At 49.6% G+C, this 17,083-nt stretch carries 19 protein-coding genes; 4 read left to right on the top strand and 15 right to left on the bottom strand.

From position 1 onward, the window contains the following. Positions 1-200: 200 nt before the first annotated feature. From msrA (DL346_RS08270) to DL346_RS29730, 3 genes are all read right to left on the bottom strand, one after another. Entirely contained in the window at positions 201-1,157 is a 957-nt protein-coding gene (msrA, locus tag DL346_RS08270; protein WP_112881528.1) for a peptide-methionine (S)-S-oxide reductase MsrA, read from the bottom strand. Between the two features lie 418 nt (positions 1,158-1,575). Next, complete coding sequence (locus DL346_RS29865) at positions 1,576-1,797, bottom strand: Ger(x)C family spore germination C-terminal domain-containing protein (RefSeq protein WP_420849538.1); 222 nt, start codon at positions 1,795-1,797, stop codon at positions 1,576-1,578. Positions 1,798-1,894: 97 nt separating this feature from the next. Next, positions 1,895-2,299: a Ger(x)C family spore germination C-terminal domain-containing protein gene (locus DL346_RS29730; RefSeq protein ID WP_165822410.1), complete on the bottom strand. Its 405-nt coding sequence runs from the start codon at positions 2,297-2,299 to the stop codon at positions 1,895-1,897. A gap of 568 nt (positions 2,300-2,867) precedes the next feature. Here DL346_RS29730 and DL346_RS08250 point away from each other — a divergent pair. After that, complete coding sequence (locus DL346_RS08250) at positions 2,868-3,464, top strand: YjgB family protein (protein ID WP_112881525.1); 597 nt, start codon at positions 2,868-2,870, stop codon at positions 3,462-3,464. 287 nt (positions 3,465-3,751) lie between these two features. On the opposite strand, the gene msrA (DL346_RS08245) is transcribed toward DL346_RS08250, so the two are convergent. Next, positions 3,752-4,708, bottom strand: a complete 957-nt coding sequence (gene msrA / locus DL346_RS08245) for a peptide-methionine (S)-S-oxide reductase MsrA (RefSeq protein ID WP_112881524.1) — start codon at positions 4,706-4,708, stop codon at positions 3,752-3,754. Positions 4,709-4,968: 260 nt separating this feature from the next. Between msrA (DL346_RS08245) and DL346_RS08240 the strand changes: the two genes are divergently transcribed. After that, positions 4,969-5,454: a C40 family peptidase gene (locus DL346_RS08240; protein ID WP_112881523.1), complete on the top strand. Its 486-nt coding sequence runs from the start codon at positions 4,969-4,971 to the stop codon at positions 5,452-5,454. Positions 5,455-5,535: 81 nt separating this feature from the next. Here the strand turns inward: DL346_RS08240 and DL346_RS08235 are convergent, their stop codons facing one another. From DL346_RS08235 to DL346_RS08210, 6 genes are all read right to left on the bottom strand, one after another. Next, positions 5,536-6,099 (bottom strand): NUDIX domain-containing protein, encoded by a 564-nt coding sequence (locus tag DL346_RS08235; protein ID WP_112881522.1) that lies wholly within the window; start codon positions 6,097-6,099, stop codon positions 5,536-5,538. Positions 6,100-6,231: 132 nt separating this feature from the next. Continuing rightward, a complete protein-coding gene (locus DL346_RS08230; RefSeq protein WP_112881521.1) occupies positions 6,232-7,647 on the bottom strand; it encodes an immunoglobulin-like domain-containing protein in 1,416 nt (471 codons plus the stop codon). A 234-nt stretch (positions 7,648-7,881) separates the two neighbouring features. After that, positions 7,882-8,538: a cell wall hydrolase gene (locus DL346_RS08225; protein ID WP_112881520.1), complete on the bottom strand. Its 657-nt coding sequence runs from the start codon at positions 8,536-8,538 to the stop codon at positions 7,882-7,884. 126 nt (positions 8,539-8,664) lie between these two features. Further along, positions 8,665-9,354, bottom strand: coding sequence for a hypothetical protein (locus DL346_RS08220; RefSeq protein WP_112881519.1), 690 nt, complete (start codon positions 9,352-9,354; stop codon positions 8,665-8,667). Further along, a complete protein-coding gene (locus DL346_RS08215) occupies positions 9,351-10,244 on the bottom strand; it encodes an ABC transporter ATP-binding protein (protein WP_112881518.1) in 894 nt (297 codons plus the stop codon). Before DL346_RS08215 ends, DL346_RS08220 begins: the two co-directional genes overlap by 4 nt. Before the next feature lie 5 nt (positions 10,245-10,249). Then, positions 10,250-10,612 (bottom strand): GntR family transcriptional regulator, encoded by a 363-nt coding sequence (locus tag DL346_RS08210; protein WP_112881517.1) that lies wholly within the window; start codon positions 10,610-10,612, stop codon positions 10,250-10,252. Positions 10,613-10,729: 117 nt separating this feature from the next. Between DL346_RS08210 and DL346_RS08205 the strand changes: the two genes are divergently transcribed. Further along, entirely contained in the window at positions 10,730-11,149 is a 420-nt protein-coding gene (locus DL346_RS08205; protein WP_112881516.1) for a hypothetical protein, read from the top strand. A 103-nt stretch (positions 11,150-11,252) separates the two neighbouring features. Here DL346_RS08205 and DL346_RS08200 read toward each other — a convergent pair whose 3' ends face one another. From DL346_RS08200 to DL346_RS08185, 4 genes are all read right to left on the bottom strand, one after another. Beyond that, positions 11,253-11,726, bottom strand: coding sequence for a DinB family protein (locus tag DL346_RS08200; RefSeq protein ID WP_165822409.1), 474 nt, complete (start codon positions 11,724-11,726; stop codon positions 11,253-11,255). Positions 11,727-11,769: 43 nt separating this feature from the next. Further along, the gene (locus DL346_RS08195) at positions 11,770-12,948 is read right to left on the bottom strand and encodes an MFS transporter (RefSeq protein ID WP_112881514.1); all 1,179 of its coding nucleotides are present in this window, start codon (positions 12,946-12,948) and stop codon (positions 11,770-11,772) included. Between the two features lie 70 nt (positions 12,949-13,018). Next, entirely contained in the window at positions 13,019-13,582 is a 564-nt protein-coding gene (locus DL346_RS08190; protein WP_112881847.1) for a TetR/AcrR family transcriptional regulator, read from the bottom strand. 233 nt (positions 13,583-13,815) lie between these two features. Next, complete coding sequence (locus tag DL346_RS08185; RefSeq protein ID WP_112881513.1) at positions 13,816-15,303, bottom strand: stalk domain-containing protein; 1,488 nt, start codon at positions 15,301-15,303, stop codon at positions 13,816-13,818. 157 nt (positions 15,304-15,460) lie between these two features. Here DL346_RS08185 and xerS point away from each other — a divergent pair, with 157 nt between their 5' ends. Next, positions 15,461-16,543: a tyrosine recombinase XerS gene (xerS, locus tag DL346_RS08180; protein ID WP_112881512.1), complete on the top strand. Its 1,083-nt coding sequence runs from the start codon at positions 15,461-15,463 to the stop codon at positions 16,541-16,543. Positions 16,544-16,603: 60 nt separating this feature from the next. On the opposite strand, the gene DL346_RS08175 is transcribed toward xerS, so the two are convergent. After that, positions 16,604-17,056: a GyrI-like domain-containing protein gene (locus tag DL346_RS08175; RefSeq protein WP_112881511.1), complete on the bottom strand. Its 453-nt coding sequence runs from the start codon at positions 17,054-17,056 to the stop codon at positions 16,604-16,606. Positions 17,057-17,083: the final 27 nt, after the last annotated feature.

Here is a 17,083-nt window from a genome sequence, read left to right as displayed (position 1 = left end):
TTTCGCTTGATCATTCATCATTATTTCTTCCCAAACACATTCCGGATCGCCTCTAAATAACTCAATCAACACATACGATGTCGCGCTATATATAGATACATAATTTTAATTATGTAAACAAATGTACATAAAAAAAGCACGTCCAGTCGTTAAACGGGACATCTCAACACAGCTTTCCACCGTCTCGGACCCTGAGTTATTTATTCAAAAAAGGGCATATAGCGGCCGTACCCCTCCGTCTCCAATTGTACTACCGGAATAAAGCGTAATGAAGCGGAATTGACGCGGTATTGAGGCTTGTTACCATCTTGGACTAGATGACCCAAATGCGATTTGGATATTCGACTGCGCAGCGCCGTTCGCACCTGACTATTGCTTAGATCGGATTCTTTCCGAATCCAGCCCTCTTCGATGGGCTTTGAGAAGGTAGGCCAGCCGGTTCCCGCATCGTACTTGTCCCTAGAGCTGAACAACGGATCGCCGCTTATGACATCGACATAAAGCCCCTTACGCTCGTTATTCCAATATTCGTTCTGAAATGCAAGTTCTGTCTCCCTATTCTGTGTAACCCTATACTGCAGCTCCGTTAACTGCTGACGCAGATGATCCTTGTCTTTCTTCGTGTTCCAGTTTCGTTCGACGAATTCTTCTCGTCCGCTGCCTTCAAGATACAGATTGTAGGATCTTCGGTGCGTATTGTAATAATCCTGATGCTCATCCTCTGCAGGAAAGAATTGCACCGCTGGTACGATCTCGGTCACAATCGGCTTCTTGAATCGTTTGCTCTTCTGCAGCGCTTGCTTAGAGGCTTCTGCCTTCTTGCGCTGTTCCTCATTATGTACGAATATCGCGGTTCGGTACGATGAGCCACGGTCCCCGAATTGTCCGCCACGATCAGTGGGATCAATTAGCCGCCAATAGATATCAAGCAGTCGCTCATAAGGAAACAACTCCGGCTGAAATGTAATTTGAACAGCTTCGGCATGACCTGTCGTTTCCGTACCGACTTCTTGGTAGGTCGGATTTATAGTATGGCCGCCTGTATAACCGGAAATGACAGAATCAATCCCGGGTAGTGTGTCGAACGGCTGCACCATACACCAGAAACAGCCTCCTGCAAATGTAGCGATCTCTGTCCTCTGAATTGCGTTATCCATTACATATGCACCACCACTGTAGATTTCATTTTTTCCTTATATCGAGGACTTGGCCTTTTTGCACTAGGAGTCGTTTCATGGTTGGTTTTGATCCCAACAAAGCTGTGACTCATGCTATGATGACAGTTCTCTACCCACGTCGGTTGTCACATCATCAACGTAGCCAAGTGCTGCAAAAGCTTGGAACCAAAAATTTACTCAAGAAAACCCGACAATGGTTTATAGAGCGCTTCGAACATTTGCGTAGGACCGGGTACCTCGGGATTAAATAGCAGCAACAAGGCAAGTGCATTTCCGATGACTGTAAGTACGACGAACGCGGCTCTTTCTTTTCGAAAGTGCCGAAGTTTTGGCCATTCCATCAAGATCAATACTCGTGATCCCGATTAGAGCTCCCCACAGCATGGATTCTGCCTCCTTAATCTTTTATAACTTCGCTTTCAGGTCTATTGACACCGGAATCGACTAATCCCGGACTTTCAATTTTCGAATTCACCTGAATGTGAACTTGGATTTCCGGAAATTTCTCCTCCCAGTTTATATTCTCCCATTCCTTAGGATATTTCCTGTAAAAGGTCTCAGCGAAATCAAAGATGTCTGCGTGCATGTTCTTTTGAACGAGTAATAACGCGTGTTTGATTTGATTTTAGATGTATTCGCTTAACTCGTTTTCCAATCGATCTGCCATTTGCGGATTTTTATATGATATCGCGTTTGTGCTTTGGGTGAGCCTGGCATCAATCTTGATTTTGGCCATCTTTGATCCGAGGCAGCAATTTCGTTTTGCTTTTCAAAGCCAGCGATACTAATCCGTGCCCTTCCTTTGGAGTGAACGTTACGGTATTCATTCGCATTTCGTTTCTGAGCAAGAGAACCGATTTGGTGACGTCTTCGTCGATTCTCCCGATCATTCGACCTTTCTTGAAAACGGCCGACCCTTTCACATAAGGTGACCTCTGGTTAGGGCCAGTTGGTTGTCCCGGAGGAAGAATCACGACTAAGGGTAATGCAGCAGCACCGGATTTTCCGGCTAGCATTTGGGCTAACGATTTGATCGGTACATCTAAGATGGAATGAAGATCGGTCATTTCCCGCAGCGCACTAGCGGTGCTGTGTTCCAATGGCGGCTGATGCTCCAGCACGTTCTTAGCGCTTCCTTGACTGACAAACATTTTAATCGCATGCGAGCTTCCGGAAAGCGCATCTTGACGTCGACGGCATCGCGGATCCCTTCTTCTTTGGCCATCTTCTCGCCGATAATCAGAATCTTATCATATATAGAGGATAAGGATTGTCCAGAAACATCCCATTATATTTCTCGCATATCCGTCATTTCCGCAGGTCGAATATTTCGTTACTACAACTGCTAGTTCGTATTTCAACTATGTTTATTTTACAACTCCATTACAACCTGGAGATTAGTTCATAACACGGCTCGATTATAGTTGGTTTGTAGCTTTGAAGCACCAAAAAATATCGGAGGTAATGAAGAATGAAAAAAGATTTTGTCACTGCAGCATAAAAGCGTGCCGGCAAAGCTCATTAAACCGTTGGAAATCTTCTTTGTCATTTCTGCAGGTCAAATATTTCGTTACTTTCTTGTAACTGATTCGTTACCGTTCTGTCATTCCTTTCGAGGTTGGACTGGGTAATATGAGGTCTTAAGTCAACCGTCACTTGTCTCAAAAAAATAAGAGGTGAAATTCTATTATGTTGAACAAATCGAAACAAACGTATAAATTAGCCGCAAAGCTGGCCTTGACCGGATTGATCGCGGTAAGCTCCATGACGGCAATCTCTCATTCCAATGTCCACGCGGCAGCAGCCAGCGCTAGCGCTAGCACGAACGCGAGCTATATTAAGAGCATCTACAAGCTTGCGAGCGTAGGAAAAATCCCGGGCTTAAACGCCATCGCGGGCAAAACGCCGATCTCCGCCGTTCATTACAAATGGGGCGAACCGGATGTAGGCGGTGACCTGAAAGGAAACCATTACGAATTTTACAATTTCGGCATGGGACAAGGCGCATTCGGCTTTGGCGTCAATAAATCCGGCGTCATTTACGATTTGCGCAATTATGGGACGTCCGTCGATCGGACGGGGGGCATTAAATCGCTGACCTTCGCGTCCGTCATTAAAACGCTTGGCAAGCCTAAAGAAGTCCGCTTCTACGGCACGGACAAAATTTATGTTTACCATCCATCCAAATCATATGAACTGAAATTCGTTGGCCCAAGCAAAGTTGCCAAAGGCAAAATTGCGCATATTGACCACATCAATGTCTATGCGGGTAAAGCGAATAAGTAACGCGAGGCAACGCAAAAAACCGTCCAAGCTCGGCACCTGCCAAGCTTGGACGGTTTCTTTTTGTATACTCTACTACAACTGCTAGCCCTTCAGATAACGTCATTTTGCGCACTTCATAAAAATCCGTCGCACACCTATTGTATTCGTGAAGTATGGGTAGCCATCCTGCTTGCAAGCTCAATAGGTTTACAGGCCAGCCGAGCTTGTCGGGAATCGGACAATGTTCTTGTCAGGAATCGGGAATCGGATCAAGTTCTTGTCAACCGACAGGGACGTGCCTGCTGTTCTTACTGAAAATCTTTCAAAAGGTGCCCATATCCCTCTTTCTCCATCTCATCCTTCGGGATAAAGCGAAGCGAAGCGGAATTGATGCAATAACGGAGCCTTGTCGGACCCGGACCGTCGTCAAACACATGGCCAAGATGGGAATCCCCTTCCCTGCTGCGCACCTCCGTGCGGATCATGCCGTGACTAAGATCCTGCTTCTCTTTCACGTTCGCGTTCACGATCGGTTTCGTAAAGCTCGGCCAGCCGCAGTGGGAATCGAACTTATCCTTCGAGCTGAACAGCGGCTCGCCGGAAACGATGTCCACATAGATGCCTTCGCCGTTGAAGTTCCAATACTCGTTGGCAAAAGGCGGTTCGGTACCGTTGTTCTGCGTCACCTCGTACTGCATCGACGTCAGAACCGATTTTCTCGCTTCGCGGTCCTGCGGGGTGTTCCAATGCCGGTCTATGAAGGCATCGCGGCCGGAGCCTTTGCGGTACATCCGATAGCGGAGCGGATTTTTGTGGTGGTAACCTTGATGATAGTCCTCTGCGGGATAGAACGGTTCCGCCGGGACGATTTCCGTCACGATCGGCTTATCGAACCGCCCGCTTTGCGCCAGTTCTTGCTTGGAGCGTTCTGCGGCGGCCCGCTGTTCCTCACTATGGTAGAAGATTGCGCTGCGATAGGAGCTGCCGCGATCGTGGAACTGTCCCCCGGCATCCGTCGGATCGATTTGCTGCCAATAGACATTAAGAAGCTTCTCATATGGGTAAATCGCGGGATCGAACGTAATTTGCACAACTTCCGCGTGGCCGGTCGTTTCCGAGCACACTTCTTCATAAGTCGGATTTACGGTATGCCCGCCCATATAGCCGGATATGACGCTTATGATGCCAGGCTGCTCATCGAAAGGCGTTACCATGCACCAGAAACAGCCGCCGGCAAAGGTGGCCTTTTCCAATTGTTCCGTCATCTGATCTCATTTTCCCCTTTCTATTTGTCGAATTCGCGCTGGTTTTATCATATCAGAACGAACAATTCTTTCCAAACGACACGATTCTCATTATTTTTACCTTATTCATGAGAAATTTCTCACGCAATTCTCATAAAGGGGGGCACCCCTATGAAACTCTCGGATTTGTCTCCTAATGGGGCAAAAACCGGGCTTTTTGAGTGTGCTATAGTATAACAAAGAACAAACGGCACCTTGAAGAAGAGCTGGAGGGAAAATCTATGAAAGCGATACAAAAACGTTTACTCAAGAGCATCCTAAATGTGAGCCTTTGCACTGCAGTCGGATTTACGGCACTTGCGCTTGGCACATCATCGCAGGCGAATGCCGCGACGGCGAAATCGATGAAGCTTATCTCCTTCGGAGAGAAATACATAGGTACACCTTATCTATATGGCGCAGTTCCTTACATGACGAATGCCTTTGATTGCTCATCTTTCACTCAATATGTATACGATAACTTCAATATCAATTTGCCGCGGACTTCAATAAGCCAAGCTTCGAAGGGACAGAAGATTGCGAAAGGCTACCTCAGCATGGGCGATCTCGTCTTCTTCAAAACGAATGGCATCAGCATCAGCCATGTGGGCATCTATGCCGGCAATAACAAGATTTTGCACAGCTCCAGCAAAGGAGTCGCCATTTCCGATATGTCGAGCGGCTACTGGAAAAATACTTATGTAACGGCAAGACGCGTACTCAGCTAGCGCAAACAAAGAGCCTGTTATCAGCGAAGCAGCGGATGTTCTCCAGCTTCTCTGATGAACAGGCTCTTTTCTTCTACCCTGCTAGATTCGGAATAATCCGTAACCGTCAAACTGAACGATCGGTTCTTTGTCTTCCTTCAATCCTTCACCCTGGCCGTGAAGCGCGACATCGACCAGCCACTTCGTAAATCCGGCTACGTTCATCGACTCCATCTCCTGCAGGCTGTAAAACCCGGCCGCATCGACCTCAACGCCGTCCGGCACCGGTTCGCCGGCAACGTAATCCATCGCGAAAGCAATGTAGACGTTGTGAATATTCCTAGGATAGTCGCGAACGGCAACGATATTCCGCACCTCCGCCACTACGCCGGCTTCCTCCAGCACCTCGCGGCGGATCGTCTCGTGAATCAGCTCGTGCTGCTCGATATAGCCGCCCGGATTCGTCCAATAGCCTTTGCCCGGTTCCTGCGCCCGGCGAACAAGCAGTACCTTCTCATTACGGACTACTAGAGCGCCGACGCCGACGCTGTAATTGCCCCAATGCACGAAATTGCATCCTTCTGCCATGCAGGCTTTTCGCGGCGTGCCGTCAATGTCCCTTACTTCGAGCGGAGCCCCGCAGGATAAACAATAATTGATTCCCATTCATTCATTCTCCCGAATTGTCCGAATTGAACTGCCGCAAGTAGAGCTAAATTATAACTTCGTTAATCATAGCGCCGACAGACGTAAAGTTCAATAGATTCGGAAGAGGACGACACGATCGGAGTTAACCGATTACTGCTGCTTCACGACGACCGAGAACGTCTTCACGTCGCCGATCCCGTTGTTGCTGATAAACGCGGTCAATGTGACCGTCTTATCGCCTTGGCCGCGGGCAGGACGGTTGATGAGGATGCCGTTATCCAAAATCAGGGACGTATTGCTGGAATACCAAATAATCGTGCTGCCATAGAACCCTTTCGTCGGCAAACCGATCGACCTCGTGACGGAAGCCGCATTGTCGTTGTCTTTAAACGCGATAGCCAGCTCCGCTTTATCGGCGGCGACTTTCTCCGAGCTCGTAAAATCCGGCTTCACGGTGAGTACGAACACTTTAACGTCGGAGACCGGACCGCTGGAGATGATCGCTGTCATCGCTACGTACGTATCGCCACTGCCGGCAGCTGGACGGCGAATGGTTTTGCCATCGGAAGAAAGCACGTTAGGATTGCTGGACAGCCACTTGATTGTCGAGCCGTTCGCGCCAACAGCCGGCAATCCGTCCAATGCGCGCGTCACGCGAGCGGCTGTGTCAGAACCGCCGAAGTCGATTTCCAAGGCTGCTTTGTCAGCAGCAACCTTCTGAGCGTCAGGAAGCTGCTCTTTAACCGTCAGAATAAAGATTTTAACATCCGAGATGTTTCCGGACTTGATGAAAGCGGTCAGTACGACGGTCGAATTGCCGGAGCCGTAAGCAGGACGGTTGACCTTCTTGCCGTCGCTCGAGATTACATTAGGCAGCATGGAGGTCCATGTAATGGAAGAGCCGTTTACCCCTTTAGAAGGCAGTTCTTTAAGCGCCTGTGTAACGCTGCCTGCATTATCGGTGCCGTTAAACACGATCTGAAGCGCTGCTGTATCCTTCGCTACGCGATCGGAATCCGACATTGCCGGTATGGTCGATTTTACGATGACGCGGAAGGTTTTGCTTACTACGGCATTTCTGTAGCGGATGACAGCCGTTAAATCGACGGCTGCATCATTATTTCTTGGGCGGTTGATCACTAAGCCGTTGTTCGAAATGATGGAAGGATTGCTGGAAGTCCATGTAATGGTGGAGCCTTTCGTACCCTGGGTGGCAAGGATGACAGGGAGCGTAACGGAGCCCGCATGGTCATTGCCAAGGAATTTGATCGCAAGAGCCGCTTTGTCGGCATTTACTTTCGCCAAATCCTGTTGATACGTGCTGCCCCCGATTACTTCGCATTCGGCTTTAAATTCTGCAATCATTCTCTTCAAAATCGTGCGAGTGCGTTCATTCTTCACCTTCGCTAATACTTGGTTCAGCCTGGACACGACGTCTTTGCAGTACAGGAGCTGCTGCCGGTGGTCATCGTTCCCTCGATAGCTGCTCTTTCCACTGGCGAGTGCGGTGCTGCTGCCAAGCAGAAACATGGAAAGGACAAGCATTAAGACTGTCCACTTCTTCATGAACCTCTCTCCCTACACCATAATTTAGTGAAAACGCTCACTACTGATACATTTCGTCGCTATGAGCATTTTTACGGGGGTGAATAGGAACATTTTGTATTTAGTGCCGTTAATTGTAACCGTTCCATCCGTTTCGCGTTTTCATCTACTTTTCAAACGATGACTCCTTCAAATAAGTTGCATGCTTCAAGCACAAAAAAAAATCCGCCCGGGAGCGGATTTTCTTATTCACCTTTAGACCGCGAAAACATGGCGGCCAATTTTCGTTGTTACTTTGCGAGTACGAATCCATTTCGATTTGGCAGTAACGGGATTATAATAATAAAGCGCCTCTTTCGTCGGGTCCCAGCCGCGGACGGCGTCCTTGGCAGCCAGGCGTGCCGTGTTGTCCGGCAGCAGCCAATATTGGCCGTCAGCAACGGCTGTAAACGCATACGGCTGCATGATGACGCCGGTCAGCGTCTTCGGGAAGAGCGGCGACTTCAGCCGGTTCATGACGACGGCGCCTACCGCTACCTGCCCTTTGTATAGTTCACCGCGAGCTTCTGAATATATGATGCGTGCCAGCTTCGCCATCTCCGGCTTATTGACGGACAGCTTCTTCAGCTTCCCCCAAGTCATCGGTCCGGCTATGCCGTCAGCTTTAAGGCCGTTCGCGCGTTGAAAGTTCGCGACGGCGTTTCGCGTTGCCATGCCATATGTCGATGTAATATTAGCTTTGAAATAACCGAGCGTTTGCAGACGGAATTGAAGATCCGCTACGTCGTTCCCCTTACTGCCTGCCTTAAGAATTAAAGCGGCTGCTGCATGTGTCTCCGTACCATAGAGCGAAGCGCCGGAAAAGAGCACGCAGAATGCAAGCGCCGCCGCCAACCTTTTCTGTTTGAACATGGTGTAAAAAACCCCTCCATCACGTATGGTATGAGGCTGATTGTAGCATGTACACAGCCTCTTATGCGGATTAAGGGGAAATTCTAATGAACTAAAAAATATCTCATCTTTACAATTCGTCCCAGCTTAAACAGTTGCCCTTCTCAGCAGCAAATAGGAGCCAACCGATAAACAGACTGTAATCGGAAGCAGCCAAAGTGCAATATCAAGCGCCGTGAAGCCGATGAAGAAATCCCGGATGGAAGGCCACCATTCGAAATAATTGGCCATATAAAGCAGCAGCGTAATAATAATGAGCCCGGCGATCGCAAGCACATACACCCCGCTTTTGCCAAACCTGCGGTGGAGGCTCGCCCATAGAAAGCCGATCATATACAGGTTTAGCATGACGGAGAAGTAGATGACGAGCTGCGACAAGATGCCGCCGTCACTGATATACGGCAAATGGAAGAAGTATAGTCTGACGCCCCAGCCATCGATAACGTCTCCTTCAATAAAGGACAGCAAGCACAAGATAACGGATATGCCGATGCTGATCAGCGTAATCATGAGCATGGTGCCCATGAAGAAATCATGTCTTCTAACACTCATGCCTAGGGCGAAAGGAAAGGTTTGAAACATCGAGAGAATGCCTGCTACCATCATATAAATAAAAATCGACATCAGTCCGCCGGTGACAATCTTCTCATCCATCGGAAGAAAAGCCGCGATGATTAAATTCACCAGAAAGCTGGATAACAAGATGATCCATGGGAGATAGAACCATCCCCACTTGTCTCTGGCATACATTTTAACAACGCCCTGCACCCTATTCATCTTACCGTCGCCTCCTTGCGGGCCGAACCGCTCGTCAGATAGACAATTAACTGCTGAATCGTAACCGGCGCGATATCCAGTCCAGCCGCTTCAGCCGACTTCTGGTCGCTTGCGAGCAAGCTGCCATAGATTGTTGCGGACCGGAAGTTGCCGAGCATTTCGCTGTTGATGACTTTTTTGCCGGCAATGAACGAATCGATTCGCGCGGCTGATCCCGTTACCGTATAAGCTCGGCCGCGCAGCGCATCCGCCTCTTCGTTAAGCAGCAGCTTCCCTTCATCGATGACGAGAATATGCTCAAGCAGCCGGCTCACTTCATCGATTAAATGCGTCGAAAGAATGACCGTCCGCGGATGTTCGGCGTAATCCTCCATTAACTTGTCATAGAAGATCGAGCGCGCCACCGCATCAAGACCCAAATACGGTTCATCGAAAATCGTAAGCGGCGCCCTGCTCGCCAAGCCGACGATGATGCCGACGGCAGACAGCATTCCGCGCGATAGCTTCTTGATTCTTCGCTTTACCGGCAGCTTGAACGCTTGCACGAGCTCATTCGCATAAGCCCGATCCCAATTGGGGAAAAATAAGGCAGCCGTCTCCAGCACATCGTTAACCCCGAAGCTGTCCGGATATTTCTGGCTTTCTTTAATGAAACAAATTTGCCGCAGCACCTCATTGTTCTCGAACGGTTCCGCCCCGAATACGCGAAGCTCGCCGCTCGTTTGGAACAACTGCGCGGTAATCATGTGCATGACCGTCGTTTTGCCGGCTCCGTTTCGACCAAGCAGGCCGTAAATCTTGTTCTCTTCAATCTGGAAGCTGACCTGATCGACTGCGGTGTGCTGGCCGTAAACTTTGGTCAAACGCTTCGCTTCAACAATAGCCGTCATAGGGGTCACCCTTTCTTACGGATCATATCCGTTAATAGATCGATTGAAATGCCAAGCTTCTCGGCTTCCTGGATCATCGTAACGACGTATTGCTCGTAGAACTGCTCTTTCCGCTTCTCCATCAGCCTTTCTTTGGCCCCGGTTGCAACAAACATGCCAATCCCCCGTTTCTTGTACAGAATTTCTTCATCGACAAGCAAGTTCACGCCTTTGGCTGCCGTTGCCGGGTTAATGCCATAGAAGGCGGCGAATTGATTCGTCGAAGGAACCTGCGTTTCCTCCGGCAATCCGCCTGCTATGATGTCATCCTCGATTCGTTCGGCAATTTGGACGAATATGGGACGGCTGTCATCCATCATGATTCCCATCGCTTCACCACCACACTGGTTAGTTACTCATGTAACTAACTATATAGGTAATGCGGTTTCCCGTCAATGGGTTCCAAAACATTTCCGCGAATGACCCAGGTGAAAGGAGAATTGCCGTTGTTTCTCAAATTCATTGCAGCCATTCTATCCGCCATCACGATCGCTGCCGTTGCAACTTACTTGGACTACCACCCCGAGATGGCCGCCAGTGATGCCTTTTACTCCTATGAGCGTCAACTGGCTGGCGGCATGGTCATTATGCTCACGATCTATATCGTGTTTCTTATCCCCCTCTCGGTCGGAATCGACGGCATGATCGCACGCTATTATCCTTACCGGGGCTTCGAACGGACAATTGCGGCGTTAGCATCCTACTTCGTCGTGCCCGCCTTTGTGTTCTTCATCGTATTTTTGGTGTTCACTTCGACGACTTATGCCGCGGAGCTCGGTATGCTGATCGGGATCGGCGGTCTCATTCATTGCGTGGTGCAGAAGCTGCTTCGCAGGCTGTGGGAGATGGTATTACGAGGAAAATAGAGCAATGAAAAAAGCCGCTATATGCGGCTTTTTTCATGATGCTTGATGATAAATCATTGATTGCTGTCATGTGCGCCTTCGTAATCTGACCAAACCGGTTCCTTTATTTCTGCTGAAGCACTTGCAGCATCGCGGCTACTACTCCATTATGATTGGATAAATGCGCCGCAGTCGTAAGGATCAGCTCGCCGTAATTTTCGGCTTTCTTGAAGTTTTCCGGTACAGGCTCTTCCAGTCTGTCTTTCAACGTGTTGTAAATATACTCGCGCTGTTCTTTCAATTGAGCGATCATCGTGTCCCATGCAGGCAGCTGTGCCAGCTGCTCATTCTTCCACTCCGTTGCTTTCGTTCCATAGAAAAACAGGTCTTTGTAGGTTTCGGGAAGTGTCAAGGTTTGTTGTGAAAGACCAAACACATGAAATTCGGTAATGAGAAGCACATGTCCTAAATGCCAATACAAACTGGTGTTGAAGCCTTCTGGGATCGCCATGCGCTGCCCCTCCGGACATTTTGCCATCAAGTTCATAAAGTGATCATGCTCGACATTATAGAGGTGGAATACGAAGTCTTTTCTCATTTTTGCCCAATCTCCTTTATCGTTTGTTCGTTTATAACGATGATTATTGTACGGTTGCTTTAGCGTAATATCGGTGAAAACGGACCGAATAAACAAGCACATAGATCACGAGCAGCACAGCGAAAAGGTTTAGAAGAATCAACGACATGTTCAAATTAAAAAATTGAGTCAGCACGCCGACGCCTACTGGAGGTACGATAAACCCGGCATACGCGCATAAATAAAAGGCCGAGATAACTCGCGGTCGTTCATCCGGCTTTGGCAGCTGGCTGGCAAACCGCAATGAAACTTGAAACGTCCATCCTGCGCCTATTGCTTGAACGAATATGCCGGCCCAGAGCATAACCAAGCTCGCGTATTGACCAGATAGAACGATAACCCAAGATCCAACGGCAAGACACAGGATGCCCATACGCATCCGTACTACGGGATCTCGAGGCCAAGGAAAGAACTGCATCAAGGCTCCGCCGCCTAAAAGGACCAAGATCAACAAACCGGAAACCGAGAGATTGCTGGTGTGGATGACGTTCTTCACGAAGGAAGGGATAAGCGAGAATACAATTCCGCCTAAAGTGAACACCGTAAAGATCGGCAGTCCGATGATCGACCAAAAATGAGAGCGAATATCGGCAGGTATACCGAGCGATAGTTTCGTTTTGGCCGGTTTTTGCGCCGCAGCGTCTTCGTGCTTCGGCAACATCTCCAGAACCAATAAAGAACTGGCTAACATGGCAAGCAGGAACCAGTAAGGCAGCCGAAGCGGCTCGATTCGCAAATATTGGATGATCAAGCCTGAGATGGCTGGACCTAAGCCAAAGCCAACGTTAATCGTAACGCCTGACAGCTTAATGGCCGTGCTTATTTTTTCTTTGGAGGTTTGTTTTATTAAAAACGCGCTGGCCGTACCCGTGAAAGCTCCGTATGCGATGCCTTCCAGAACCCTGGCAGCATAGATCATCCAGACATTATCGTTCCATAGAAAGAGCAGAGTCGATGCCATGGAGGTCCAGATACTGAAGCGAAGCACCTTTTTCAAGCCCCAAGCGCTCCCTCGGGCACCGACGATAAGCAACGTCGGCAGCAGGACCACGGCATAAACGGCAAACAGGATGGTGATTTCCAGACTGCTCAGCTTATAATGTTCACCGTATAACGGGAATAGCGAGGAAATAAATGTAGCTCCGCAGGACATCATAAGAACAACCCACAGCATGCTTTTCATGATTTAATTTTCCTCTCTCCTATCTATATACCTACTAGTAGGTAAGTATTTTTTGAAGACAAACCGTCTCTTACAACTGAACAAGACGGTTTAACTGATTCAAAATCTGGGGCAATACATCCTTCCCCAAAGTTCGTTTATATTGCAATGCACCTTTTATGCAAGAAAGAACTGTATACGCCAGTGCTTCAACTTCTTCGGCAGCTTGATCAACATCTTTATTGTGCCCCTCAGTCAGAATGGTTATTAAAATCTTCAATTCAAACTGACTAAGCTCCTTTACCTTCTGTTTCATAAGATCAGGCAAGGATAAAAAATCGGATTGTAACGATGATATCGGACAGATCCCTTCACCGCAAAATGCAATTTGACGAACGGTGTACTGCTTAAGCTTCTCTTCCACCGTCATCGCGGATTTTGTAATCGACGATAAGAAGCTCTCTAAATTTTGACCGATCCGCTCGGTAACGGCTACGCCTAAATCCTCCTTTTTCTCAAAATGATAATGGATGCTTGCCTTCGTTACGCCTAACTGCTTGGATAAATCATCGTAGCTGATGGCTACATAACCTTTTTCGCGAATCAACTGAAGTGCCAGATCTACTATTTGCGTTTTGCGATTTTCTTTTTCCATGATCGAAATATAACTTACTAGTAGGTAGAAGTCAAATTTGTCTCCCCTTCTCAGTTTGTATGTGAATGCAATTGCATTACTTTGCTTTGTTTTGTCCCGCTCCTGCATATTAACTTACTAGTAAGTAAGCTGTCAATCGGTATCGGCTCCAGAAAAGCTGGAAATACTTCTTGATCTATGACGAACAAGCCCCCGATCACAGAATGATCGGGGGCTTGCTTACTCTTTCCTCATTACCCGGAAATCGACACCGTGCGGCTTGCGCCATCCCAACTGATGCTAACCCCAAGCTGCTTGAGCAAGGAGCAGGGCACCATCGTGACGCCGCTCCATGCTCCGGTCGGATAATCGATCTCCATGGCTTTGCCATCTACGACCAGCTTCGCTTTATTCCACCCCAGCTCGGCCGTATTTCCTTTGTATTCGATGATCATGAACTGGCCTTCGTAATTATTTACGGTCTTGAAGACCGCACCGACAACGGCAGCAGTATCCCTTAGCGGAACAAGAATCGATCTGCCCCTCTGGACCGCTGGAAAAATCGATTCCAATCGCTTCCCGTTTGCCGTCAGATTGATCTCGCGCTCCACTTGTACCGGCTTATAAATCATGCCGTCAGGCGATGTAGGCGGCGTGCCGATTTCGTACCATTTGTCCGCTCCCCAGCCCCAGATCCGTCCGCTTGCATCCAGCGCAAGTCCATGATAACCTCCGGCGGCAGCTGAACTCGCGGCGGGGAGTCCGGATCGTTTCACGAGCTTGCCGGGCTGCGTCTGGCTGTTGGTCCACACTTCACCGCTGCTCGTAACGAAGAGGGCATAGCCGTCGCCAGCTTTGACTTCCTTCATTTTCATAACAGCTTGAATCTTCTTCGGCTGGCCGATCTGTTTAATGGCATTAACTGAATAGCTGCCCTTAACTCCGCCGTACGTCCAAGACCAAGACCACGTACGGCCGTTTTCATCGATGCCATAAGCCGTATCCCAAAGCAGCGCGACTTGTTTGATTTTCGGCAGCCCCGTTACGCGAATAGGCTTCAATGGCTGGAAGGCAGCCTCCGATGCCGATGCGTGCCAGAGCCACACAGCGCCCTCTTTCGTCACCGCCGCTGCGAGGTCGCCATATGACGTCAGCTGTACAACACCTGAAATCCCTGCAGCCCGCGCAGGTCCATTCGACGCATTCGCGGCGGCGGCGCTCCCCTCTCTAGGCCAAGCCCATAAGGTGCCGTCCCGCTTGACAGCAAACCCGGAAGTTGCGCCTGCTTCCACGGCAGCCACCCCATTTATGCCTGCAACCTGTCTCGGTCTAATTCCTTGCTTGACCGATTGCAGCGATCTGCCCCACTCCCATACCGAACCATCCGCCTTCGCCGCTAGCTGATACCCGCCGCCGTTCGTCGCGATGGAGACGATCTCGTCTAGCCCCGCCAGCCTCACCGGTGCGGCGATCGATGTCACGGTCATATGTTCTTGGATGCCAAGCTCGGACCATAAATTTCGGCCCCATGTCCATACCGAACCGTCATTTCGCAAGGCCAGCGAGTAAAACGTTCCCGCTTCCACTTGCGTAAATCGACTGACGGGCTTTTGCCCTGCCGTCTTTCCCGCTTCTGCCGCAACGGCCCTGCCTGGCATGCTTGCTCCCGCAAGAAGCGCCATGAGCAGCGTTCCGACGGTTAACATTCGGGCCGAAGACCGGCATGTTTGTTTCATGTGCATATTCGAATTCTCCTTCCACTACGCTTCTATATAAGCTTAGACGCACAATAGCCCGATAAAGTTACGGCATTCCAACGAACGGGAACGCTTGTTCCGTGCAGTGGTTTACTTTGCCAAGCCGCTGCATTAAAATGAGAAAAGATGGAGGTGGCAACTGATGAATATAATCAAAATCAAAGACCGGCAAGAGCTCGACCGGCGGACGCCGACCATGCCTTGGTACATCGAGAAATTCATTAATTATAAACTGCCTGACCTCTCCCCGTCCTCGCTTCTTGAGTATATTCGGGATTACGATGCGTTCCTGTCCTGGCTGCTGGCGGAGGGGCTTGCTGCCGGGCCGACGGTCCGTGACGTGAAGCTCGAAGAACTGGAGAAGCTTCATATGGACAGCATCGATCATTTTAAAATGTTTCTGGCCACGCGGCCGGAGCAATCGAATAGCCGTACGACCATTTCCCGCAAGCTCTCATCTCTGCGCTCCTTGTTCCACTATTTGAGCCAAATTGCCGAGGATGAACAGTTCTATCCGCTCCTGAAGCGGAATGTGATGGCCAAGGTATCCATCAAGCGCACCTCGAAGCCGAAGGATACCGCAGCGAGGCTCGAAGGCAAGCTGCTGCAAGAGCAGGAGATCGATGAGTTTATCCGTTACATCAACGAAGATTACGGCGCGGAGATCGCGAACAACAAACAGGCGCTGTACGCCTACACGAACAACCGTACGCGCGATACGTCGATTGTCAGCCTCATTTTGAATTCCGGTCTTCGTGTGTCGGAAGTCTACAATATGAATGTCGATGACATCGATTTGAAGAAGCGCCTGCTCTACGTATACCGCAAGGGGAAGAACGACGATACCTTCAAGACGCCGGTCTTTTTCCGCCAAGAAGCGCTGCGCGATTTGCAGCAATACATGTCGCAGCGGGATTCGCAATACAAGGCGCCGAAGCGGGAGAAAGCGCTCTTTCTTGCGATTGCGAACGGCAAGAAGGAGGGCGCCCGCATGACGAAACGGGCGATCCAGGAGATGGTGATCAAGTATGCGAAACGGTTCGGCAAGCCTTATCTGTCCGTACACAAGCTCCGCCATTCTTTCGCAACGGACTACTACCTTCGCAACGACTTGTACAAGACGCAGGAGCAGCTCGGTCACGCGTCGCCGGAAACGACGCAAATCTATGCGCATCTAACGGACAAAACGATGGCGGAAGCGATCGATCGTCCAAAAGAAGCTTAAGTCGCAAGAAGCCCCATGCCGCTGATGACGGTATGGGGCTTTTTATCGCGTAATCGAGCGTTATTCGCAGGACATGAAGATCTCGGTTTCGAGCTTCGCGGGATCATCCGACCAGTGGCCGTATACTTCTACAAGCGGCGGCGTATCCGTTTTCCCATGTGCGGCTAGTTGAGCGCGCATTGCATCATACGTTTCGCAAAGCCGGTCATATGGGCCGATATGCTTGCCATATAGATAATGGCTAAGCGTCACTTGAAGCCTTTCCATCCCATGCTTTCCGGATTCAGCGGATGACGGCTCCAGCTCTACGCCTGCAAAGACTCGCCCTCCCGCTTCGTACACCATATGATTGATGCCGCGATGCGCCAAGCCGTGCGTTTGGATGTCACCCCATAGATTTCCCATCAACGCTTTGACATCTTCGCTGTACGGGGTACCCTCCACATGGATCTTCGAATGCCCGTACAAGACGAACGACTTCGGTTCCTCAATAAACCGTATCATTGCCATCATGACTTCCACCCTCCTAGATATCGCACA

Origin of the sequence: Paenibacillus montanisoli, assembly GCF_003268025.1 — a bacterium.
Taxonomy (GTDB): domain Bacteria; phylum Bacillota; class Bacilli; order Paenibacillales; family Paenibacillaceae; genus Paenibacillus_Z; species Paenibacillus_Z montanisoli.
Note: the sequence above shows the minus strand (reverse complement) of the source record. Positions and strands in the feature narration are given on the sequence as shown.